Here is a 25935-nt window from a genome sequence, read left to right as displayed (position 1 = left end):
AAACTTGCAGTAAATGTGGAAATATTAAAGAGGAACTGAAATTATCAGAAAGAAGCTATAAATGTGAGTACTGTGGAATTGAGATTGATAGAGATTACAATGCGGCACTGAATATAAGAGATGTTGGAAAAGAAATGTTGAAATATTAGGAAACAAAAAACAGGGCAGGGACTGCCCAAAGAGCTTGGTAAATATATTTGGCTAGCAAAAGCAGATACTTCCCAAGAAGCTCCCGTTTCTAAAAGCGGGAGTAGTTCACTTATATTATCCCTTGACAATATTGTCAAAACATTTTATAAACTCTCCTGCTTTCAAATTTAAACAATGATTAATATTTATTAAAAATTCATATAAAATGTTTGAAAAATATTTGCCATTATGATATAATACGATGAAACAGAAATATTTTTGGATTGTTTTCATATTAAATGTGCTTTAAAGCTGGATTTAAAGGAGATGAGAGGTTATTTTGAACTTAACTTTGGTTGATTTTTATTAATTTGATTTTAAAAAATGATGACCAGAGCTGATTTTTAGAGCTATAAAATATGAATTTAGATTCCAAAATAAACAAATGATACTATTTTCCTGTTGGAATCATAGGTTTTTCAAAGAATAAAAAAATATCTTTGTCTATTTTTCAAATAGTTTTAGTATCAAAATTTAGCAAGTTACTGTAAAAGCAAATAAATTATTTATGTCAAAACTGCTTGCCAGAAAGCAAAAAGACAGCAAAGGCAAGCATTAAAACATATTGTATTTATTAAAAATCTTCTACTTTTACAAATAACTGTCAAAATTTAGAAAAAGGAGATCAGAAATGACAAACAATTTGAGAAAGGCAAAAAAGGACTTGTGTTCATTTGCTAAAAAATGTAAAGATTTTAAGTATACAGATTCAGCATTAATTACATTTTTGATTACAGGTGCTGTAAACATTACAAATAACTTATTTTCTGCAGAAACAGGCAAAAGCATTGAAAATCAGAAACAAGTTATTTCCACATCAATAAAGGACATACACAATCAATTCACGGAAGTCCGAAAAGAAAACGACAGACTTCTAAAAAAATCAAATATGGAACTAATCAAGCTAATGGAACAAGGAGATCATGTAGTTAAGTCACCTTGGTCAAGCTGGCAATATGGAGTCAATAATTTTTATAACGACTGGCACGGCACATACAAAGGCTACGGAGGTAAAACAGGAAATACAAAATACATAAGAAATCCAAATGACAAGTTTGGAACTTATTCTGGAGGAAAATACGGAGTTACAACTTTGAAAAGAAACGTAATAGAGCCTGTTTCAACTATACCAGTCAATGCCGCAGTAAGACCAAAGGACATTCACAAAACTCCTTTAAATCTTAACCTGCCAATAATCGAGCCACCACAAAAGCCAAATTTGAATATAAGTGTATCGGAACCTGCTAAAATAGATGAAATAAAAGTTAATGTTCCTGAAATTAATGTGATACCACCTGTGGTAAGTACAGATGTATTTACTGATTATACTTTCGATCGGGCATACCAAGATAAACCTGCGGATATTTTGGAAGGTCAACTACAAAAAACATTTAATGGGAATTATAATGTTTATTATGCTGGATATAAACCCAATTACACTGGTAGAAATTTTTCAGGAAATGGAACTTTTATAGATAAAAATGGTATAATAAATACCAATACCACTCCAAATCAAGATACTGAGTTTCCATTGCAGCCTGGAGGTAGAACACCTAATATAATTTATGCTCATGGTGATGGCTATACTTTAAGCAGAAGCTTTAAATTGAGCAATTTTGATATACACTAGCTGGTGGTGGTCGTGATATAAGAGGAAATGTAAAAGGTGAAATTGGAATACATACAGTTGCTAATGGAAAAATAGAAAATGTGAATGGATATTTGTATGGTAAAGCTGCATTTATTTCACTTGAAACTTGGTGGGCTGGAAAAACAGAATTAACAAATGTTAAGTTAGATGTAAAAGGAGAGCAGAATACAGTATTTTTTATTTTTCCAACAATATACCAAGAGATAACACGTAACAATCGAGGTGCATATTATCAAAGAGGAGGATTTGAGGGAGATTTTTCTGCTGATATAGCTTCCAAAAAAAATATAATATATTCTATACTAGGGGCTTCAGGAAGTTATGGAATAGATAGTACCGGAACTTATAGATTAGAAGGTGCAGGTAACTTAGTTTATGCAGGTTTAGGATATTCAGCAGATTTCTCTAAATTTGCTGGAACAGGACAGATAGAACATGGTTCAGCAACTGATTGGAAACCATTTATAAAATTAACACAACCCGTGGAATCTTATGGAGATAATAATGTAATCTTATTCTTTAACAATACTTTATCTTCATCAACTAGTCAAAAACCATGGCTATCTAATTTACCTAGTCTAAATCCACCGCAAGCTATTATTGAAAGAGATAACTGGAATAAAACAACAATAGGTATTTATCAAGGTGAAATAGAAGCAAGAGCTAATATAGGTAATCAGGCACAGATAGATAAAACTAAAACTACTCAAACATCTGCTGGTGATACAGAACACAATATTCATTATGTTGAAAAGAATGTGGGAGTTTATGCAAAATCTGGACAAAGAGACGGTATTACGCCATCTGCAGATTTAGGAGCTGAACTTAGTAAAACTAATAATGCCGCATTTGATAATGATTTAATACATAATTTGCAAATAAACAATGCTGAAATAACATTTGGGAAATACTCTAAAGATGGAATTATGCTAGCTTCAGAAAATGGAACTGTTATGGATGTCTTGATGCCGACTAATCCTGAGATTGTAACAACAATGGGATCATCTGTTAAAGATTATGACACAACCGTTCCAACCTCTTCTTATGATGATGCTAAGAATAAAGCGGCAACAGGAACAATAATCGCTTATTCTAAAGGAACATGGGATAAAGGAAATTATTATAATAATCAAATGCAATCGAATGATGCTCTAGCATTACAAGGAAAAGGAAGTGAAATCAACATAGGAAAAGATGTTGAGTTGTCAGCAAGATACAAAGAAGTTACAGCTGATGATAACATCACTAAGTCAAAATCATATCCAATAGCTTTTGCTGCAACGGAAAAAGGTAAAGTAAATGCTTACGGAAATACAACAGCTCATGGATATGGTTCTATAATTGGATATGCTTCTGATGAAGGAGAAGTGACTAACTATGGATCTGTTACTGCAACAGATGATGCGGCATCACATGATGACGAAACTAAAAAATACCATTACACAAATATAGGAGGATATGCTACAGGTCCTGGAAGTAAAGTAACTTTAGGTTCAAATTCAACAACTTCAAAAGTAACAGTATCAACTTATGATGGAGATGAAAACAGTAAATCTAAGGCAATAATAACTCCAGCACCAACAACATCAACTATTTATGGAATAGGGGCATTAGCTGATGATAACGGAGAAGTTGTTTTAAGAGGAACAACTAATATTAACACAGGTACAAGCGGCGGATTGCTTGCTTTAAACGGTGGTAAAGTAGAATATGAAGGCGGAACAATAACTCATAAAAATAATGGAACTTTAGGAACATCAGTTAACGACCATGATAATACGACACCGTTTTATGCTAAAGGAGATAGTTCTAATGGATCAATTGTGTTTACAGGAACAACAACTTTGGATATGTATGATGGAGTACTAATTACAGGACAAGAAACTGATTATAATTCATCAACTACAGGTACAGAAATGTATAGAGGGCTAGGAAATGTATCTGTAAATTTACAAAGTGACAATGTTACAATTGGAGCATTTAGCGGATTAAATAATTTAACTTGGAATAGTCAAACAGATGCAAGTCATACATATATAAATGGACTACCTGGAATTTCTAAATTCAGCGGACATACTATAAATACAAATAATCATTCATACAAGAGTATTTTGACGGATGGAAAATTAAATGTTACTTCAACAAAAATTGAGCTGGACAGCGCTGCAGACCAGTACAATAAAATACAAATGGCAAATGAAGTTGTAACAATTGGAAATACAACAAATGTTACAGGAAATGTATCTTCAGCTACTATAAAAGGTCAAGGGCTTTCAATGGGATCTCTAAAAACAGCTACTTCAAATGCAACAACAGGATTTAATAATGAAGGAACAATAAGTGTCACAGGAGGAACAACAACTTCTGGTATTGCTGGAATGAATGTAAGTTATGGAACAATTAACAATGGAACATCTGCAGGGTCAAGCGCTTCAGTAACAATTGATAATGGTGCTGGACTTTACGGAACTAACGGAAGTAAACTTGTAAATAATGGAAAAATTACTGTTGCTTCTGGAGCAGGAATAGCCGGAATTGGAACAGGCCGTACAAAGCAAGAATATGGAACAGATGTTAAAACTTCCGCATCATTAGGAGGAACTAAAACAGTAGAAATAGAAAATCACGGAACAATAAATGCAGCAGGAACAGGTTCAATAGGAATTTATGCTGAAAATAATACGAATGCACCTAAAGCCAATGTAACTGTATCAAGCGATAAACAACTAACCGTTGGAACAGATGGAGTAGGAATTGCAGTAGTTTCGGCTACACCTGCACCAATGTTAGTTAATCATGGAACTTCTGATGAAGGTGGTGTAATCACGGTAACTGCAGCAGGAACAGGACCTGATATTAAAACAGGAGTAAACGGAAAAGGGATCTATGCTCAAAATTCTGATATTACTTTAACTGGAAATTACATGATTGAAACACCTGAAAAAGGTATTGGTATCTTTGCCTCAAAAAATACAAATGTAACCGGAACTCTTGAATATAAATACAATGGAAGCACAACAGGAACAGGAATGGGTATCATTTATGACCAAGCAGGAGTAGCGTCGCATACTAATAATGCAAATGTAAAACTTACAAATGCTACAAACACAACAGGCGGAATGATTGGAGTTTATACAACAGCCGGGACAGGAAATACCCTTACAAATAACGGAGATATTACTGGTTCATCGGCAGCGCTTGAATTTGGTATTGTATCAGACGGAGCAGATATAATTAATAAAGGAAATATAACATTAGGAAATGCAGCATTACAGGAAAATGCAAATGTCGGCATTTATGCAAAAACTAAAAATACGATAACTAATGATGGTAAAATTACTGTTGGAGATAATGCAATAGGAATTTATGGATATAATATTAACAACAATACAGGAAGCATTAAGGCTGGGGATAATGGAGTTGCAATCTATACTCAAGGAGACGGTACAGTAAACTTGAATGCAAATTCTAAAATTACAGTAGGAAAAGATCAAGCTGTAGGTGTTTATGCAGTTGGAGCTAACCAGCACATTAATGTAAATGCAGGATCTAGCATGACAATCGGAGATAATTCATTTGGAATTGTAAATCTTGGAGCAGGAAATACTATAGCATCTAATACAGCAAATCCAGTAACTTTGGGAACAGATGCAGTTTATATTTATCAGAATGATAATAAAGGAACTGTGATTAATCACACTCCATTGACATCTGCAGGAGATAGAAATTACGGCCTTTATGGAAATGGAAATATATATAACGATGGAGTAATTGACTTTTCAAATGGTATCGGAAATGTAGGAATGTATGCAACTACCGGCGGAACTGCGACAAACCTTGCTGGAGGAATAATAAAAGTTGGAGATTCAGATACTAACAGAAAAGAATACGGTGTAGGTATGGCAACAGGATATTATGATGACAACCCATTGTCACCAACATATAGACAAGTTTCTAATCAAGGAACTATTATAAATCAGGGAACTATTGAAGTAAGCAAACCTGACACGATAGGTATGTATGCAGTAGGTTCAGGATCTAAGGCAATTAACTATGGAAACATCAACCTTATGGGAAGTAAAACTGTTGGAATGTACATTGACAGAGGTGCAGTCGGAGAAAACTGGGGAACTATCCAGACAACGGCAAGCGGACTTACATCAGCAAAAGGAGTCTATGTAGCTAACGGAGGTTATATCAAGAATTACGGAGTGATAAATATTGCGGCTTCAGATAGCCAAAGTGCAGGAATTTGGACAGATAATGCAGATCACGCCGAAGAAAATGCAAATGGAATAAATCCTGTAACTTTGACAAGCCAGACAGGAACTTCAACACCAAGAATGAAAGTGGCTACAGCAAGTGACATGAAGGAAATGGGAGGAATAGTAGTAAAAGTTCCGCCTAAAGCTGCAGTTCCTACCGTGGCAGATGCACAAGGAAATATAATTCCAATATATAAACTAGATACAGATGCTGCAGTACCACAACCTGCTGAAGTGATAATAAAATCACCATCAGGAGTTACACCGATAAATCTTTCAGCAAGCGACTACTATATGAATTTTCCATCATCTTCAGAAATCTCAAGTATAGGAATGTATGTAGATACTTCAGGAGTTAATTATACAAATCCTATTAAAGGATTGAATTACCTAACAGGATTGACTGATATTAACTTGCTGTTCGGGGCAGAGGCTACAAGATATACCACTGCAAAAGCAATTGAAGTTGGAGATAACATTTTAAAACCTTATAATGATGCTTTGAAAGGGGTTGTAACAGGAGGGACTATGTTAAATATAATCTCGTCAAGCTTGACTTGGATGGCACAGCCTACCAAAAACCCTGTAACAGAACTTCTTGACAAGCTATACTTGATTAAGGTTCCTTATACAGTGTATGCAGAAAAGAATGACAGAAATACATATAACTTCTTGGACGGGCTTGAACAACGTTATGGAGTAGAAGGACTGGGAACAAGAGAAAAACTGCTGTTTGACAAGATAAGCAGCCTAAATGGCGGAGAAGGGCATATTTTGGCTCAGGCATTTGATGAGATGAAAGGACACCAATATGCAAATATTCAGCAAAGAACAAATGCTACAGGAAATTCTCTTGACAGCGAGTTCAAATACTTAAAGGACGAATGGAGAAATCCAACTAAGCAAAATAACAAAATAAAAGCATTTGGTTTAAGGGATGAATATAATACTGACACACCTGGAATCATTGACTATAAGAGCAATGCCTACGGGGTAGCTTATGTTCATGAGGATGAAAAGATTAAGATGGGAAATTCTAGCGGATGGTATGCAGGAGCTGTAACGAACAGATTCAGATTCAAGGATCTAGGACATTCGACAGAAGACCAGACAATAATAAAAGCTGGAATATTTAAGACAATGTCACCTAAAAAGGATTATAACGGAGCACTGCAATGGACAGTTGCAGGAGATGTATTTGCAGGAATTAATAACATGAAGCGTAAATTCTGGATAGTTGACGATACATTTGAAGCTAAATCTACATACCATACTTATGGAGCGGCTCTTAAAAATGAGCTTGGCTATGACATAAGAATGAGCGAAAGAACTCATTTAAGACCATACGGGGCCTTGAAAATGGAATATGGAAGATTTAGCAACATCAAGGAAAATGATGGAGAAGTTAGATTAGAAGTAAAAGGAAATGATTATTTCTCAGTAAAACCAGAAGCTGGATTAGAGTTTAAATATATTCAGCCACTTGCAGTAAGAACAAATTTGACAGTAGGAGTTACAGCTGCTTATGAAAATGAGCTTGGAAAACTGCAAAATAGAAATCAGGCGAGAGTAAGATACACAACAGCAGACTGGTATAATCTTGAAAGAGAAAAGGAAGACAGAAGAGGAAACGGTAAATTTGACTTAAATGTCGGAGTTGACAATACAAGATTTGGTGTGACAGTAAATGCTGGATATGACACTAAAGGAAATAATATTCGAGGTGGAATCGGATTTAGAATGATTTATTAAAATTTAAGTTTAGCAAGGGATTAATATCCCTTGTTTGCTATATCTGAAAAATATTTGGAGTAATTTTCTATTTGAACAGCTAATAGTTCTGTTTTAAACGGAGTTAAGTATAATATTCAAGATTGAAAAAATTTCAAAAAAATCATTTAAAAATTTATAAAAATAAGGTATAATTGATTATGGAAAAATAAAAAATTTTTAGGAGGAGAAAATGAAAAGAATTGTAACAATTTTTAGCGTAATTTTTGCATTAATGTTAATTGCAGCTTGTGGAAATAAGCCAGCTACTGGAGAACAAATAAAAGATGGAAAAACTTTTACTGATTCAACAAATTCTAAAAAATCTGTTGCAGTAGTTTATTCCACAGGTGGAAAAGGTGATAAGTCATTTAATGATGCAACTTTTAGAGGACTTCAAAAAGCTCAAAAGGAACTTGGAATATCTTTTAAAGAATATGAACCAAAAGATCCTGCAACAGAAGCAAAAAATGCCTTGACACAATTTGCAGAAACTGGAGAATTTGACTTAATTATTGCAGTTGGTTACACAATGAAAGATTCACTAGTCGCTGTAGCTAAAGCATTCCCAGATCAAAAATTTGCAATAATTGATGAAACTGTAACTGGACTTCCAAATGTTGTTTCTATTACATTCAAAGAACATGAAGGATCATTCCTTGTAGGTGCGTTAGCTGGAATGATGAGTAAATCAGGAAAAATTGGATTTGTTGGTGCAAATGAATCTGAACTGATTAATAAGTTTTATGCTGGATATGAACAAGGTGCAAAATACATAAAACCTGACATCAAAGTTTTACCTGTTTATATTGGAGGAAGCAATTCTTTTAATGACCAGGCATCAGCTAAAGCCAAAACTGAAACATTAATTCAACAAGGTGCAGATGTAATTTATCATGCAGCTGGAGCAAGTGGACTTGGAGTATTTCAAGCAGTTAAAGAAAAAAATGTTTACGGAATTGGTGTAGATTCTAATCAAGATGCTTTATATCCTGGAACAATTCTAACTTCTATGATGAAATACGTTGATAATGCAGTATTCGATGTCATAAAAACTACTGCAGAAGGAAAATTTGAAGCAAAAGTTCAAACTTACGGAATAAAAGAAAATGGAGTAGGAACTACAGACTTTCAATTTACAAAAGATAAAATCGGTGAAGAAAACATAAAACGTCTTGAACAAATCAAGGAAGATATTAAAGACGGAAAAATTATAGTAAAACCCTCAATATAATTAAATACAGTTAAATAAACCTGTTCACTAACTATCTGATAAATAAATAGACCTGTTCGATAACTATACAAACTTAGAATTTAATAAAATAAATATCTTGAAGCAAGGGGTCTTGACCCCTTGTATAGATAAAAAAACTTAGGTTATTGAACATATCTAATATCTCAATTCAAGGAGCTTGATTCCTTATATAGATAAAAAAACTTAGGTTATTGAACATAATAAAAAACTGCACTTTCAATCTTTATATAAGATTTTGGGTGCAGTTTATTTTTTTATAACCAAACTCAAAAGTATATTTGAATTTTTGAAGTTTTTTTGAATATATTTTTATACATTTCTTCTTTCTCGTTCTCTTCTTTCTCTTCGTGAAAGTGGACGTCGTGGTTCATTTGCTGTATTGCTTGGAACATCGTCGCCAATCATTTTTTCATTGTCATTGTGCTCATATTTTACATTTGAAACTTCTCCATGTGTCAAATTGTTTGTATCTTCTTCACTACGAACTCTTAATTTAAGAATAAATGAACTTGTTTCACGTTTTATTGCATCTATCATTTCATTATAAATATCAAAACCTACGATTTTATAATCGTGAATTGGATTTCTTTGTCCGTAAGAACGCAATCTTATTCCTTCACGCAGTTCTGTCAAATCCTTCAAATGTTGTCGCCATTTAGAGTCTAGCACTTCTAGCATAATATATCTTTCAATTCTTCTAAATACTTCACTTCCAACAGCTTCTTCTTTTTCATCATAAATTTTTACCAAATCATCATAAACTTTATCAGAAATTTCCTCAGCGCTTTCATTTTGTAAATCTTCTGAAATTTGATATTCAAATGTTTCTTGAAGCTTATCTGACAACAGGTTAAAATCTTTTTCTTCGCTATTTTCACCAACATAAGCTGAATTTACAATATCATCAACCGTATCTGAAATCATTCCTGTAATTAATTCTTTAAGATTTTCATTTTTCAAGATAGCATCTCTTTGTTCATAAACAACTTCTCTTTGAGTATTATTTACATCATCATATTCAATAAGACTTTTTCTTGATGAAAAGTTTCTGCTTTCAATACGTTTTTGTGCATTTTCTACAGATTTGCTAATTTGTTTATGACGAATTTCCTCATCTTCGTCAATTTTTAACATTTTCATCATTGCTTTTAGTTTATCTCCACCAAACAATCTCATTAAGTCATCATCTAACGATAAATAAAATTCAGATGTTCCAGGATCTCCTTGACGTCCAGCACGTCCTCTTAACTGATTGTCAATACGTCTGCTTTCGTGTCTTTCAGTCCCAAGAATAAACAGTCCACCAGCTTCTATAACTCGTTTTTTATCCTCTTCACATTCCTTCGCATAAGTTTTATATACATCTTCATATTCTGGTGTTCCTTTAACTGCAACTTTTGTAGCAAAAGATTCTGGATCTCCACCAAGTTTTATATCTGTTCCACGTCCTGCCATATTTGTTGCAATTGTTACTGTCTTGAAACGTCCAGCTTGAGCTATAATTTCTGCTTCTCTTTCATGATGTTTTGCATTTAATATTTCATGCGGAACTTTTGCTTTCTTAAGAAGCGCTGATACTTCTTCAGAATGTTGTATTGAAGCTGTACCAACAAGTACTGGCTGTCCTTTTTCATAAAGTTCTTCTATTTTTCTTGCAATCGCTTTATATTTAGCATTTTTGTTCATATAAATTACATCTGGCAGGTCAATTCTTGCAACAGGTCTATTTGTCGGCACTACAATAACTTTTAGTTTATAAATTTGTTTAAATTCATCTTCTTCAGTTTTTGCAGTCCCTGTCATTCCAGAAAGTTTTTCATACATTCTAAAGTAATTTTGCAGTGTAATTGTCGCAAGTGTTTGATTTTCCCCTGCAACTTCCAATTTTTCCTTAGCTTCTATAGCCTGATGCAGCCCATCTGAATAACGTCTTCCTTCCATAAGACGCCCAGTAAATTCATCAACTATAATAACTTCATTATCATCATTAATAATATAATCTCTATCTAATTTGAATAATTCCTTTGCCTTTAATGCCTGTGTCAAAAAATGTGTCAGTTCAACATATTCTGGCGAATATAAATTATCAATTTTCAATATTCTTTCAACATTTTTAATCCCTTTATCAGTAATTGTAACCGTATGCGACTTTTCATCAACTTCATAGTCTTCCCAGTCTTCATCAGGAATAACCGTATTTTTCTTATCTTTAATTTCTTCAGTCTTGTAACTTCTTTTAAGTTTTTTAGCAACTTCTGCAAAAGTGTTATACCATTCTGTAGTTTCTTCAGCAGCTCCCGAAATAATAAGCGGCGTTCTAGCTTCATCAATCAAAATCGAATCTATTTCATCGACAATAACATAATTATGCCCACGTTGAACTTTCTCATCAAGTTCTCCAACCATATTATCTCTCAAATAGTCAAATCCAAATTCATTGTTAGTTCCATAAGTAATATCACAATTATATGCATTTTTTCTTTGTTCAGGTGTAATATTTCCAACAACTACTCCAGAAGTTAATCCCAAAAATTCAAAAAGTCCTGCCATAATATCTCTATCCCGCTTTGCAAGATAATCATTAACTGTTACAACATGAACTCCTTTTCCCGGCAATGCATTTAAATAGATTGCAAGTGTTGACATAAGGGTTTTTCCTTCCCCTGTTTTCATTTCTGCGATACTTCCTTTATGCAAAATCATTCCACCAATAAGCTGAACATCATAATGACGCATTCCTAATAGTCTTTTAGCAGTTTCTCTTACTGTTGCAAATGCTTCTACTAATATATCATCAAGCGATTCTTTTGCCAATCTTTCTTTAAATTCTACAGTTTTATGCTGCAGCTGTTCATCTGTAAGATTTTCAAAAATTGGCTCAATTTCATTAATTTTATTCACAAGTTTTTGCATTTTTTTTATTTCTCTGTCATCTGATGTACCAAATATCTTTTCTCCTAATTCTTTTAACATATTTTAAAATTTTTCCTTTCACATATTAAATTTTTTTATTTCAAATTAAATCTGATTTCTGAACTTCCCACGACTAAAGTCGCAAGTGTTCTTGCACTATTTAATAAAAAAATATTTATTTTTATTCACGTACTCTCAAATTATTTTCATCTTTTTTACTAAAAAAAGCATAAATATTTTGGGTATTTCTAAGATTTTTTTCAATAATCTGATAATTTTTGTTTTTAAAAAAAATAATATTTCGATCTTCTTTAAAGGACAAAAATGAGCTATTATTTCCTTTTTCTTTTTCTTTCCATTTTCCAATTTTTTCTAATTCCTGTGTAAACCGTTTGTTATCCTTACTCTTAAATTGATTAATTTTTACAATTAATTCTCTTATGTCTTCACGGCTTAAATTATTTTCATCTACAAAAACACTTAATTTGTGACTAAAGCTAGGTGTTCCCATAAGGCTTGAATAAGTCATCATAAATAAAATGCAAGTCATTACAAGCATTATACTTTTTTTTCTATCTATAATTATTTTTTTCATTATTATTAATTTTATTCCTTACTTAGTAATACTTTAGGTGAAACTACTCCCACTTTTAGAAATGGGAGCTTCTTGGGAAATATCTGCTTTTGCTAGCCAAATATATTTACCAAGCTCTTCGGACAGTTCCTGCCCTGTCTTCTTTTATTTTCTTAATATTTCAACATCGCTTTTCCAATGTTTTTTAATTCAGTGCCGCATTGTAATCTCTATCAAATTCATTTCCACAGCACTCATATTTCTGATAATTTCAGTTCTTCTTCTAACATCCTAAAATATCTTGGATAATCAGCTCTTTGATTTTCAGAACTGACAAATAATTCAGACATTGAAAAATCAATCCCAATAGAAGTCGAAGACTTCTTGCTATCTTTTTTGTTAAAATTTACTTATTATATCATTTATTACATCTTTTGTCTAGTGAACTACTCCCTCTTTTAGAAGCGATAACTTCTTGAAAAATATCTGCTATAACTAGCCAAATATATTTACCAATCTCTTCGTGCAGTTTCTCCCCTGTCTTTTTTATTTTCTTAATATTCCAACATCAATTTTCTAATCTCTATCAATTTCAATTCTACAGCATTCATATTTCTGATTATGATAATCTATTTCTAAAATCTTCATATGTAAATCTTCTAATAACCTCAACTCCGCCTTTTTCAGTATAAACCGCAATTGCAGGCAAATTTATTCCATTAAAGGTATTTGTCTTTACCATACTATAATGTGCCATATCAGTAAAAATCAGCTTATCTCCTACTTTTACTGGCTCATCAAAGGAATAATCACCAATTATATCTCCAGCAAGGCAAGTAGGCCCTCCCAATCTATAAGTATATTTTTTTTCACCTGGCATTCCTGAACCAAAAATAAATGGGCGATATGGCATTTCAATTACATCTGGCATATGGCAAGAAGCCGAAGTATCCATCAATAAAATATCCATCTCATTTTTCGTAATATCCAAAACTTCCGAAACTAAAAATCCTGTATTTAGTGCAACCGCTTCACCAGGCTCCAAATAAACCTCAACATCATACTTTTCTTTAATATAATTTATCCATTTTATAAGTTTTTCGACATCATAATCCGCCCTTGTAATATGATGTCCTCCCCCAAAGTTCAACCATTTCATATCATACAAATATTTCCCAAATTTTTTTTCAAAAATCTTTAGCACATTTTCCAAAGCATCCGAATTTTGCTCACAAAGTGCATGAAAATGAAATCCATCTAAGCCTTCAAGCTCATCTTCCCTAAAATTTTCAAGTGTCACTCCAAATCTTGAAAATCTTCCCGCTGGATTATAAATTTCTGTTTCAACTTCAGAAAATTCTGGATTCAATCTAAGTCCACAACTAATTTTTTTACCATTTTTTTCTTCAAATTCTCTTACTTTATCTTTAAATTTATTCCATTGATTAAATGAATTAAATACAATATGATTTGTAATTTCCATTATTTCATCAAATTCATCTTCCCTGTAAGATGGATTAAAAATATGAGTTTCCAGTTTTCTTTGCGTATTTTTCAATTCCATTTCCTCATGCCCAAGTCTTGCTTCAAACAGCGAACTTGCCGTAGTTCCGTTCAAATATTCCCCAATTAGCGGATAAAAATAAAACATCGAAAATCCCTTTTGTGCAAGCAATATTTTACATCCTGTCTTATCTATTACACTTTTTAACACTTCAAGATTTCTTTTAAGTAACCTTTCATCTACTATAAATGCTGGTGTTGGCAAATTTGTTATATCCATATCAATATATTTATTTTTTGACATTTTTATCATCTCCTTTTTTACTTTATAACTATTAGTCATTTGTAAAAGTTTAAAAATTTCAGTAAATACAATATTTTTTAATGTTTTAACTTCTTGTTTTTCTCCACTCTCTGACAAGGGGTCTTGACCCCTTGCAATTATAAATACTGCCTTTATTCAATATTTATATCTTTTATTTTTACAATTGCCTATACTTTATAACTATTTTTCAATTTTTATTTTTAATAATTATTTTTCAAAATAAATCTCATTTTTATCTTTCCCAATCTTCACATTACATTTTGCCCCAAGCGGAATCGTAGCTAGATCAGGCTTTTCATGACCACTTTCAAGCCCATAAATTACAGGTTTTTCATAATCCTTGAAAAATCCCTGCAAAAAGTCCATTAGTTCATAATTTTTCCCATAAGTATTTTCACAGCCTGCAAAATTTCCAAATAAAACTCCATTACAATCCTCGAATTTCCCAGCATATTTCAAATGGGTCATCATTCTGTCGATTCTACTTATTTCCTCCTCAATTTCTTCAATAAAAAGTATTTTCCCTTTTGTATCAATTTCATAATCAGTTCCCAAAGTTGTAACAATTATTGATAAATTCCCTCCAATTATTTCACCACTTATTTTTTTATTTTCAAAATTTTTCCTATTCAAAAGTAAAATTTTCTTTTCCAATCCATTTTCTTCATCTATCGGATTCTCAAATTTCCATCTTTCTCCTTTTTTCTTATCCAATACATCCAAAAAAGATTTTTTTGTAAAATCACTAAAATCATCAAACATATTCGATTTTACCATTGGACCATGAAAAGTTCCCAAATTACACTTCTGATTAAAAACAATATTCAAATTAGTGACATCGCTATATCCCACAAAAACCTTCGGATTATTCCTTATCAATTCATAATCCAGCTTATCCAAAAGCTGTGAAGCACTAAATCCACCCTTCACACAAAAAATCCCCTTAACTTCATTGTCAGAAAAAGCCCTGTGCAAATCCTTTACTCTAATTTCAGACGTTCCCGCCATATATCCACCAATATCCTCAAAAAGACTCTCCCCTAACACAGGTTCAAATCCTAATTTTTTCACAACTTTCTTACATTTCTCAATATCTTCTTCCAAAATAGGCGAAGAAGTACAGACTAAAAATACTTTATCTCCTTGTTTTAATGGTTCTGGAAAATTCATCTTTACACTCCTTTTTTACTTTTACAATTTCCTAAAATTATATTTCAATTTTAAAAACAACTTTTGTAACAATTTTCTTTTCACTTTCACATTCTTTTTCATTTCCAAAATCCAAAATATCAAGTTCAGGCTTATGAACATCATTTGGAAAAAACACAAGAACATCTCCATTTTCAATAATTACATCAAACATCTTATCTCCATCTAAAATAACCAAATCTCTTTCAGAATCAAAACTTTTTTCCCTCATATTCCGAATATCATTAATCGCAACTCTTTCACTTCCATCAATCATAATTTGTACATCCAAATATTTTTTATGACTTTCCCAAAATTTATCTTCTTCCCTTTTCGTAAAATATTTCCCTACATTCATCTTAATTCCATTGTAATCAACATCATAGCTTCCATTTTCAAGTGATAAAATCTTATTTCTATTTTTTACAGCATAATCAATACAAAATTGAATATCCTTTGTTAAACTGCTATTTTGCAGTTTATCATTTACATTTGTAAAAATCATTTTATTTTCTCCTTTTCTTCATTTTTTTTAGTCATTAGTCATTAGATATTTTCAATAACCTAAGATTTTTTATCTTTACAAGGGATCAAGACCCCTTGCTTTAAAATATTTATTTTATTAAATTCTAAATTCTTATAATTGTTGAACAGGTATTTGTAAAAATTTAAAAATTTCAATAAATATAGCATTATTTTCCTGTAAAATAATAAAATTATAAAAAATTATTTAGAAAGATTTTTAATTCTATCTAAATTTGAAGTTGAAATTCTGTATATTTTCAATCCATAGCTTTTTAATTTGTAGTATGCCGAGTGAGAATTGTATGATGTATCGAAAATTATAATATCTGAATTTTTTAATTTATCTGAGTTTCTAAAAACAGCAGCAGCATGAATAAATTCTATCTTAAAGCCTTTTTCCTTTGCATATTTTTCAGCCTTTTCAATAACTTTCTGACTCCATCTTCCACCTACCACTTTCACATTTTGATTTGTCAAATCTATTGCTTTTCCTTCTGACAATTCTTTTATATTCACATTTTCAACTACTTCAACATTTTCATCTTGTTCCATATTTTCAATTTCTTTTTGAAGTTCTTTTATTTGAATATTCAACTTTTCAATTTCTTTTTTTTGCTTTTCAATTGTTTTTTCAGCCTCTTTATTCCTATGTTTTCTCAAATCTTCCTTCAACTTTTTATTTTCTTTCTCGAGTTTGTCATAACCAGAACTTAAAAATTTATTTTCCTGCTCAATTCCCTCAATTTCAGTAATAATCTCTTCCAAATCCCTTTCTTTTTCACTAACCTTATACAAATTTATATTAAAAAATTCAAATCCCCTTTTAAAATTTTCTCGCATCAAAAAATATTCCTTCATTTTATCATCAAAAAAACTAATAAACTCTGCTGGAACATTAAAATTTCTCTTTTTTTCATCAAATTCCAAATTATATTTTTCCGATAATTTTTCCAAATTTCTCTTTTTAACATTTTTATATTTCGTATCTAAACACTCTTGAAATTCCTTCTCCAAATCCTCATTTTCCAATTCTTCCACAACTTCTTTCAAAAATAATTCTTTTTCCAGTATTTTTCGCCTATTCTCTTCCAATTTCCCAATATACTTAAAATATTCTTCCTTAAAAAAATCCAAAAGCTCAACTAAATTATCTGTACTCAAAACATACATTATCATTTGCTCTGGATTCAAGCCTCTTCCATTTACCCTTAAAATTTTATCTCTCTCAAACTCTTTTAAGCAGTCTTCTTTTACCAAATTCAGATTTTTATCTGCATTTAAATATTTCTTCTCAATATAAGAATTATTTATCTCTATTAATTTTCTCAAAAATTCTTTATTCGATTCATCAATTTTTTTAGCAATTCCAATTTCCCTTTCAAAAAAAATCGAATTTTTGTTAAATGGTTTTCCAAATTTCTTTTCCAGCACCTCATTATTGAGATTATCAACTAACAAATCAAAAAAAATATTTTCATTTATAGACTTCAATTTTTTTATCAGTAATGAAATTTTTTCATTATTTCTTGCCATTTTTATCCCTTTCTTCAATTACTTTTAACTCTAGCAAAACTGATTTAAAACTGAACTCAAAGATATAACTATATTTACTAAAACCCTAAATTTATATGATTTTTAATAGTTTGATTTTGAATGGTTTAAGTATATTTGTAAAAATCAATAAAACTTAATGATATGTTTGATAACCTCTCACAAGGCATTATGACCCTTTATTTTATTTATTATATTCTGAGTTTGTATAGTTATCGAACAAGTCTAATTAATTCAGTATTTTTAAAATTACAGCTGTTTTATCATTTTTGTTTTTTCCAGAAACTCTTTTTCCAAAATAATTTTATCAATTTTGCCTTTCAAATTTTCATCATAAAAATCCTCAACCGTAACAATTTCGCTATTTTTATTCAAATTTTTCTCCCAAAATTTCTTAAAATATGGTCGCAAAAACTTATTTATTTCCAGCACAGCCTTTATTTTTCCCTTATTTTCCTCAAGATTTTCCAAATGTTCCAAAACAATTGATTTTGTTTCATCAAAAGTCTGAATTGTATTTATTTTCCCAAATTTTAGAAATTCCTTTGTTTGCAAGATTAGCCAAGGATTTCCAATTATTCCGCGCGAAAGTATTATTCCATCGAGATTACAAAAAGATATTTTCTGTTTTATTTCAAAAGGATCAAATAAATCCCCATTTCCAAAAAAATCTATATTTCTTGGCATTTTACTTAATCTTTTTACAATTTCCCAATTTGCAGTTCCAGAATACATCTGTTCTTGAGTCCGTCCGTGAACACAGATAAAATCAAGATTATATTTATTTGCCAATTCCAAAAAAATCTCAGGATTTTGAAATTCCTTATATCCAACACGGATTTTTAAAGAAATATCAGCCTCAATATCCTTTGTTTCCAAAAGCACTTTCTCAACTAGCTCAAAATTTTCTAAAAGTGCCGACCCTGCCCCATTTTTTATAATCTTAGGCCGTGGACACCCCATATTTATATTAATTTTCCTAAATCCAAAATCTTTTAATTTAAAAATTCCAGAAACCAGCTCATTTCTATCCCCACCAAAAATTTGAGTCCCCGTTTTTTCTTTATCATCACATTTCAAAAGTTCATTTATAGTAGTCCCATCTTCTCGATTCAATAAATTAGCATTCACCATTTCAGTAAACATAAAATCAGGCTCAAATTTTTTAAGTATTTTTCTAAAAGAATAATCAGTAATGCCCGCCATTGGAGCAGTATATATTTTCATAATCTCTCCTAAATTTTATTCTCCTTTAGTTATCTAGCATCCTATAGAATTTAATTAATTCAGTTCTATCTAAAATTCTTATTTTTTTATATAACTCATTTCCATTATTTTTTACTTTTATAATTATTTATTTGCTTTTATTATATATTCAAATCCTTGAAAAATCAAATTAATTTTTGAATTTTATAATATTTATTATTGACTTTGAAAAAATTTATAGTATACTTATAGAAATGAAATTATTTTTTAACACAATTCAAAACTTTCAAATCTAAAAGGAGAAAATTCAAACAATGATGAAGATGGAAATTCTATGATGGGTGGAAGAGCAGCTGGAAATGTGGAAATAATGACTTATCAGGAATTTACAAAAGATAGATTATTTGAATTTGCAAGAATGTACGACAATATGGATTAATAATTTTTTTAAGAAAGGAAAAATATAAAATGAAAAACAAAATTTTTATACTAGCAATATTAGCACTAATGTCAGTAAATGCAAATGCTGGATGGGCAAAATATAGAGATAAAATTTTAAACGAAGTAAAAAGGTCCTTAAAAAAAGATCATTCCCAAAATAATCACAGCAGCAGCAATAATTACACCCAAAATTATTCCAGTATTTATCATAACAATTATGACAACGATGATAATGATTACTATGATAATGATGAAGACGATAGCTACGATAACAGCGATTCTTATTACGATAATGACAATTACGACGATAGTGAAGACTACTATGATGAAAATAATAATGATGATGATAATGATTATTATGATAATGATGAATATAATTATGACGATGATGATGACGGTTATGATACTGGAGATTCTTACGATGATTACTATGATAACAGTAATGACGATTACTATGAAGATTAGTTTTATAGGACATAATTAATAATAGATATATTCGATAACCTAAGTTTTTTATAAAAATATATTTATTTTTCCAAAACACAACATTTTCAAAGTCAAAAAAAATCGAAATAATATAAAAATATTGTATAATCCGATTGAAATTTAAGAATTATGAATTTTAAGGAGGAGCCAAAATGAAAAAAGTATTGGCAATCATCATGTTATCAGTATTAGCATTGGTTTCTTGTACTACTGCTGCTGACGGGACTAGAAAAGTTAGCAAAACTGGAATTGGTGCAGGAATTGGTGCGGCTGCAGGTGCAGCTATTGGGCAAGTTATTGGAAAAGATACAAAAGGTACGTTAATTGGTACAGCTGGAGGAGCGGCAGTTGGAGCGGCTATTGGAAATATCTTTGATAGACAAGAAAAAGAATTGAGAAATAAACTAAAAGGAACTGGTGTAGATGTAAAAAGAACAGGTGAAGGTGAAATTAAATTGACAGCACCTGAAAATATTACTTTTGACACAAATAGTTATGTAGTTAAGCCACAATTTAGAAATACATTGGATTCGGTAGCAACTGTGTTAAACACTTATCCTGATTCAACAATTGTAGTTTCAGGACATACAGATACAACAGGAAATGATGCGATCAATAATCCACTTTCTGTAAATCGTGCAAGTTCAGTAGCATCTTACCTTGAATCACGAGGAATTTCAACTTCAAGAATAACTTCACGTGGTTACGGAAGCAAACAACCAATCGCAAGCAATGCAACAGAAGCTGGAAGAGCTCAAAACAGAAGAGTTGAAATTGCTATAATTGCAAATCAAAAATAGTTAAAAAATTTTTTAGGAGTTTTTTTGAAAAGCTCCTTTTTTTTATATATTTTCTACACTAATTCTTAGTTTGATACTAAAACTTATTTAAAAGATAAGAACTTTATTTTATTTATTTTTTTACAAATCTATTATTTTAACAAAAAATAGCGTTATCTTATTTCCCATTACTATTTCTTTTTATTAGATAATATACTCATACCATAATAAAGCGTAATTTATTATAAATTTTGAATTTCATACTATTTTTTATTCTATCTTCTGATTAAAAAAAGTAGAAAATTGAAAAAAAATATGGTATAAATACAATGAGAGAAAATTTTAAAATCTAAAATTAAAAATGAAGAGAGGATTGATTTGATGAATGCGATTAACTACCAGCAGATGGCATTTGGTTTTTTAGGTGGATTAGGATTGTTTTTATTCTGTATAAAGTATATGGGAGATGGACTGCAAATGGCAGCTGGAGACAGGCTTAGATATATTTTGGATAAATACACGACTTCTCCATTTTTAGGTGTCTTAGTCGGAATTTTTGTAACAGCGTTAATACAGTCAAGTTCAGGTACATCAGTTATTACAATTGGATTAGTTGGAGCAGGACTTTTAACTTTGCGTCAAGCTATCGGAATTATTATGGGTGCCAACATTGGTACGACGATTACAACATTTATTATTGGATTTAATATTACTGAGTATGCGTTACCAATATTATTTCTAGGAGCTGCATGTCTATTTTTTGTAAAAAATAATTTTATAAATAATTTAGGTAGAATTTTATTTGGTTTCGGAGGAATATTTTTTGCATTAACTTTGATGTCCAAGTCAATGGAACCGCTTAAACATTTGCCAGCATTTACAGAACTGACAATAAAACTTAGCCATAGTCCAATTTTAGGAGTATTTATCGGAACAATGATTACTATGCTCGTTCAGGCTTCAAGTGCTACAATCAGTATTTTACAAAATGTCTATCAGGAACATCTTATAACCTTAAGAGCCGCTCTTCCTGTACTTTTTGGAGATAATATAGGAACAACAATAACAGCTATAATTGCAGTAATTGGTGCCAATACTTCAGCAAAAAGACTTGCATTGTCACATACAATGTTTAATGTCATTGGAACGGTATTTTTTATGATTATGCTATCGCCATTTTCAATTTTTGTAGAAACAATGTCAAAAATTCTTCATTTGAATCCGAAAGTTACAATAGCATTTGCACATGGTTCATTTAATATTATAACAACAATTTTACTATTTCCATTTATTGGTGTTCTGGAATATATTGTCGTAAAACTGATTAAAGAAAAAGATGAAGATATTGTAGAACATAAGCCACGATTTTTGGATGCAGCACTAATTCATACACCATCGATTGCATTGGGACAAGTAAAGCAGGAAATGTTATCAATGATTTCAATTGCAGTAAAAAATCTTAGCAGATCAATTGATTTTTTCCATGAACATAATGAAAAAATTGCTGAAAAGGTAGAAAAAACAGAAGATGCAATAAATAATATTGATCAGGAAATTACAAAATATTTGACAACATTGTCACAAGAACATATAACTGAAAAAGATGGTGAAGAAATTAGCATGTATCTTGATATGTGTCGTGATGTAGAGCGTATTGGGGATCATGCAATTGGAATTGTAAGAGATGTTAGATATGAGATTAAGAAAAAATTAGTATTTACTGAAGTAGCTCATGCAGAAGTACAAAAATTATTTTTAATTTCAAAAGAAATCATAGAAACAGCCGAAGATGCTCTTAAAAATGATGATACAGAAAAAGCTTTTACAGTAGTTGACCTGCATAATAAACTTTACTCAAAAGAAAAGGAAGTAAGAAAAGCTCATATAAAACGTGTAAGCAAACAAGAATGTGATGTAAAAGCTGGACTTTATTATATAGACGTTGTATCACATTTTACAAGAATTGGAGATCATGCTAGAAATTTGGTTGAAAAAATGATTGAAAACAAAAAAAACTTTAAGATGTAATATTATTTTTATGCTCATATATTAAATCTTATAACAGAGCAAAAACTTTAAGAGAATAAATTTTTTTCATATAAATTTTTACAGAATAAAACAAGAAATCTTTAGTTTTTGAAAACTAATACTATTTCCTATTAAAATAATAGCTTTGTTATAATTTCTGTTACGCAAGGATTTAATACTCTTTGTTAGAAAGTAAATAAAATATAATTTCTATTTTTTAAATAAGATTTAGGTATAGAGCTAAAATATAGGAATAGAAATAGGTTATTATTAGCCTATTTTTATTTTGAAGCAGTTTTTATAGATTAACTTAAATAATAAAAAGACAATGTTGAAAAAAACTAATAAATATAGTAAAATAAATAGTAATAAAGATAAAAATAAAGTCATATAAATTTTTTTGATTTTTTACATTTCAATAAAATAAGTAAGAGTATTCTAAAAATTTGGGAGGAGTAAAAATTATGAGAAACAATACTTTTGTAATTGTGGGAACACAATGGGGAGATGAAGGAAAAGGTAAAATAATTGATGTCTTATCTCCAAAAGCAGACTATGTGGTTAGATTCCAGGGAGGAAATAATGCAGGACATACAGTTGTTGTAAATGATGAAAAATTTATTTTACATTTATTACCATCTGGGATTATTAATTCAGCTGGAAAATGTATAATTGGTGCTGGAGTCGTTGTTGATATCGAGGTTTTGCTTGAAGAAATAGATGAGTTGGAAAAAAGAGGGAAAAAGCTTGATAATTTATTTATTGATGAAAGAGCTCATGTGATAATGCCTTATCATATTGAGATTGACAAGGCGAAGGAAGAAGCAATGGGTGAAAATAAGATTGGTACTACTCAAAGAGGGATTGGACCTTGCTACATTGATAAAATTGCTAGAAATGGAATTAGAATTGGAGATTTATTGGAGCCAGAAAGATTTAGAGATAAACTTACTTGGAATGTAAATGAAAAAAATGATATGTTAGTTAGATACGGTAAAGGAACTTTCAATTTGGAGGAACTTTATGATAAATTTATGAAACTTGCCGAAAAGATTAAATTTAGAATTATTGATGCAGTTGTGGAAATTAATGAAGGAATTGAAGAAGGAAAAGTTGTACTTTTTGAAGGGGCACAAGCGTTAATGCTTGATATTGATTATGGAACTTATCCTTATGTAACTTCATCATCGCCAACATCTGGTGGAGTAACAGTAGGAACTGGGGTTGCACCGACAAAAATTTCAAGAGTGCTTGGAGTTATGAAAGCCTACACAACAAGAGTTGGAGAAGGACCTTTCCCTACAGAATTGGAAAATGAAGACGGAGAAACTTTGAGAAAAGTTGGACATGAATTTGGTGCGACAACTGGGCGTCCTAGAAGATGTGGATGGCTTGACTTGGTAATTGGGAAATATGCTGTGTTAATTGATGGACTGACAGATATTGTGTTGACAAAATTAGATGTATTGACTGGATTTGAAAAAATAAAAGTTGCAGTTGGTTATGAAATTGATGGAAAAGTTTGTTACTCATATCCTGGAAACTTGAGAAAATCTAAAGACTTGAAAGTAATTTACGAAGAATTAGACGGATGGAACGAAGATATTACTCAAATAAAAAATTACGAAGATTTGCCTGAAAATTGTAAAAAATATATTGAATATATTGAAAATAAATTGAAATGCCGTGTTTCAATGATTTCAGTTGGACCTGAAAGAACTCAGAATATTTATAGATATGATTTGGGAGAGTTTGTAAAATAGAAATTTTTGAATTAATTGAAATCTATAAGAACCTAAGAGAATAAAGATATTTTTTGAATTTAACTTTAAAGAAAGGAATGATTAATGAAAAAATTATTATTAGTATTGATGTTAGTTATAGGAGCAATTTCATTTTCAGCTAAAGCACAAAATAGTAAAAAATTAAAAATTGATAAAACTGTTAGTGAAAGTGTTGCACAAAATTTATCTTTTGATACAATTACTTTAAAATTAGTTGGACAAAGATTATCGAAAGATGATGAAAATAAAATAGAATTAGAATATGAAAATTTCAAGGCAATTGGAAAAAATAAAAAAGTTTATACAGAAAAAGATTTTCAAGTAAATGGTAAAAAGCCAAAAATTATGATAAGTAAAATAGTTTCTACCAAAATGATAAGAAATTTTATTGAAAGTGATGAAGAAATACAAATAATTGGATTTTTAGACGAAACTAATGAAAGAGATAAAGGAATTAGATATAAACCATTTGATGTTAAATTTACTGAAAATCAAGATTGGGTAAAGAAAATTTATTTTAAAGACGGAACAATTTATATTTGGGATAATTAATTTTTTAATCTTTTGTCAAGAAAGGAATGATTAATGAAAAAAGTTTTAATTTCAATCGTATTTTTAATTTCAATAGATATATTTGCAGATATTAATAGTGAAATAAAAAATTTGAAGCAACTTAAAGTAGATAATGAATTTATTGAAGGATATAAAAAGGCAGTAAATGAATTTTCTTCTACGAAAAAATTATCTGACAAATATATGGCAGAATATCTTAATATCGGTATGATTTATTTAAAAAATTCAAAATATGATGAAGCAATAGAGCTGTATAATAGAATTTTAAAGAGTAATTTAAAAAATGTAAGTACTAATTATTGGGCTTATTATGGAATTTCATCTGCGTATTTTTACAAAAAGGATTTTAAAAATTCATTTGAGTATGGGAAAAAAGCGATAGAAATGGATATTAAGCAGAAAAAAGAATTACTGTTTATTCCAAAAGATGAAATGGAAGATTATAGAAGAAGAAATTTAGCAGAAAGAACTTTTTTATCAGGATACTCACAAGAAAAATATGAAGAAATATTAAATATATTTTTAGAAACAATCAAAGACGAAAATTATAAAAATGTTATTTCAAAAGATGAGGTAATAATAAAGACATTAGTGAGTGCAACGATGCAAATTAGGAAAAAAGATGAAAAACTTTCTGATAAGTATTTGAAAGAATTAGAAAAGTTAAAAATTTTTAAAGTTGTCAAAGTTGACTAAAAAAGTAAAATTTGTGGATATGAAGGAAAATTATGAATAAAATGTTAATTATATTATTTGGGATTTTGACTATTTTATCATATTCTTCTGAATTTCAAATAATAACATGTTGTGAAAATTGTTATCGTGAAAATTCACAAATAAAAATTATGATTGGGACAAATTAGGGACTGAATTTAACTAAAATTTAGATTCAGAGTATAAATTTACAGAGAAAGGTAAATAAAAATAAT

The 25935-nt window shown here is 30.3% G+C and carries 18 protein-coding genes; 11 read left to right on the top strand and 7 right to left on the bottom strand.

The window, feature by feature from the left end:
• From ACO409_RS04550 to ACO409_RS04535, 4 genes are all read left to right on the top strand, one after another.
• A partial coding sequence (locus tag ACO409_RS04550; protein WP_485555252.1) for a zinc ribbon domain-containing protein occupies positions 1-149 on the top strand: 149 nt, incomplete at its 5' end.
• Positions 150-820: 671 nt separating this feature from the next.
• Positions 821-1819: an autotransporter-associated N-terminal domain-containing protein gene (locus ACO409_RS04545; RefSeq protein WP_485555248.1), complete on the top strand. Its 999-nt coding sequence runs from the start codon at positions 821-823 to the stop codon at positions 1817-1819.
• A gap of 80 nt (positions 1820-1899) precedes the next feature.
• Positions 1900-7857: an autotransporter domain-containing protein gene (locus tag ACO409_RS04540; RefSeq protein ID WP_485555247.1), complete on the top strand. Its 5958-nt coding sequence runs from the start codon at positions 1900-1902 to the stop codon at positions 7855-7857.
• A 211-nt stretch (positions 7858-8068) separates the two neighbouring features.
• Positions 8069-9109 (top strand): BMP family lipoprotein, encoded by a 1041-nt coding sequence (locus ACO409_RS04535; protein ID WP_485555245.1) that lies wholly within the window; start codon positions 8069-8071, stop codon positions 9107-9109.
• A 330-nt stretch (positions 9110-9439) separates the two neighbouring features.
• Here ACO409_RS04535 and secA read toward each other — a convergent pair whose 3' ends face one another.
• The 7 genes from secA to ACO409_RS04500 form a co-directional block, all read right to left on the bottom strand.
• Positions 9440-12103, bottom strand: coding sequence for a preprotein translocase subunit SecA (secA, locus tag ACO409_RS04530; RefSeq protein ID WP_485555243.1), 2664 nt, complete (start codon positions 12101-12103; stop codon positions 9440-9442).
• A 121-nt stretch (positions 12104-12224) separates the two neighbouring features.
• Entirely contained in the window at positions 12225-12638 is a 414-nt protein-coding gene (locus ACO409_RS04525; protein ID WP_485555241.1) for a hypothetical protein, read from the bottom strand.
• A 598-nt stretch (positions 12639-13236) separates the two neighbouring features.
• Positions 13237-14541 (bottom strand): carboxynorspermidine decarboxylase, encoded by a 1305-nt coding sequence (nspC, locus tag ACO409_RS04520; protein ID WP_485555239.1) that lies wholly within the window; start codon positions 14539-14541, stop codon positions 13237-13239.
• Positions 14542-14652: 111 nt separating this feature from the next.
• Positions 14653-15615: a S66 peptidase family protein gene (locus ACO409_RS04515; protein WP_485555237.1), complete on the bottom strand. Its 963-nt coding sequence runs from the start codon at positions 15613-15615 to the stop codon at positions 14653-14655.
• Positions 15616-15652: 37 nt separating this feature from the next.
• On the bottom strand, positions 15653-16138 hold the full coding sequence (locus ACO409_RS04510; protein WP_485555235.1) for a NanQ anomerase/TabA/YiaL family protein: 486 nt from the start codon (positions 16136-16138) through the stop codon (positions 15653-15655).
• Positions 16139-16359: 221 nt separating this feature from the next.
• Positions 16360-17691, bottom strand: coding sequence for a hypothetical protein (locus tag ACO409_RS04505; RefSeq protein ID WP_485555233.1), 1332 nt, complete (start codon positions 17689-17691; stop codon positions 16360-16362).
• 267 nt (positions 17692-17958) lie between these two features.
• Positions 17959-18936 carry a tRNA dihydrouridine synthase gene (locus ACO409_RS04500; RefSeq protein WP_485555231.1) on the bottom strand — a complete coding sequence of 326 codons (978 nt, stop codon included), beginning with the start codon at positions 18934-18936 and terminating at the stop codon, positions 17959-17961.
• A gap of 447 nt (positions 18937-19383) precedes the next feature.
• Here ACO409_RS04500 and ACO409_RS04495 point away from each other — a divergent pair, with 447 nt between their 5' ends.
• From ACO409_RS04495 to ACO409_RS04465, 7 genes are all read left to right on the top strand, one after another.
• The gene (locus tag ACO409_RS04495; RefSeq protein WP_485555229.1) at positions 19384-19821 is read left to right on the top strand and encodes a hypothetical protein; all 438 of its coding nucleotides are present in this window, start codon (positions 19384-19386) and stop codon (positions 19819-19821) included.
• 173 nt (positions 19822-19994) lie between these two features.
• On the top strand, positions 19995-20642 hold the full coding sequence (locus tag ACO409_RS04490) for a YiaD family glycine zipper/OmpA-like lipoprotein (protein ID WP_485555227.1): 648 nt from the start codon (positions 19995-19997) through the stop codon (positions 20640-20642).
• Positions 20643-21002: 360 nt separating this feature from the next.
• Positions 21003-22649 (top strand): Na/Pi cotransporter family protein, encoded by a 1647-nt coding sequence (locus ACO409_RS04485; RefSeq protein WP_485555225.1) that lies wholly within the window; start codon positions 21003-21005, stop codon positions 22647-22649.
• Between the two features lie 464 nt (positions 22650-23113).
• Positions 23114-24412 carry an adenylosuccinate synthase gene (locus tag ACO409_RS04480; protein ID WP_485555223.1) on the top strand — a complete coding sequence of 433 codons (1299 nt, stop codon included), beginning with the start codon at positions 23114-23116 and terminating at the stop codon, positions 24410-24412.
• A gap of 84 nt (positions 24413-24496) precedes the next feature.
• Positions 24497-24985, top strand: a complete 489-nt coding sequence (locus ACO409_RS04475) for a hypothetical protein (protein ID WP_485555221.1) — start codon at positions 24497-24499, stop codon at positions 24983-24985.
• Between the two features lie 33 nt (positions 24986-25018).
• Positions 25019-25702 (top strand): tetratricopeptide repeat protein, encoded by a 684-nt coding sequence (locus ACO409_RS04470; protein WP_485555219.1) that lies wholly within the window; start codon positions 25019-25021, stop codon positions 25700-25702.
• A 32-nt stretch (positions 25703-25734) separates the two neighbouring features.
• Positions 25735-25869, top strand: a complete 135-nt coding sequence (locus ACO409_RS04465; RefSeq protein WP_485555217.1) for a hypothetical protein — start codon at positions 25735-25737, stop codon at positions 25867-25869.
• Positions 25870-25935 lie beyond the last annotated feature (66 nt).

The sequence above is a fragment of the Leptotrichia sp. genome (assembly GCF_057270615.1).
This window is presented reverse-complemented; position numbering and strand designations above follow the sequence as displayed.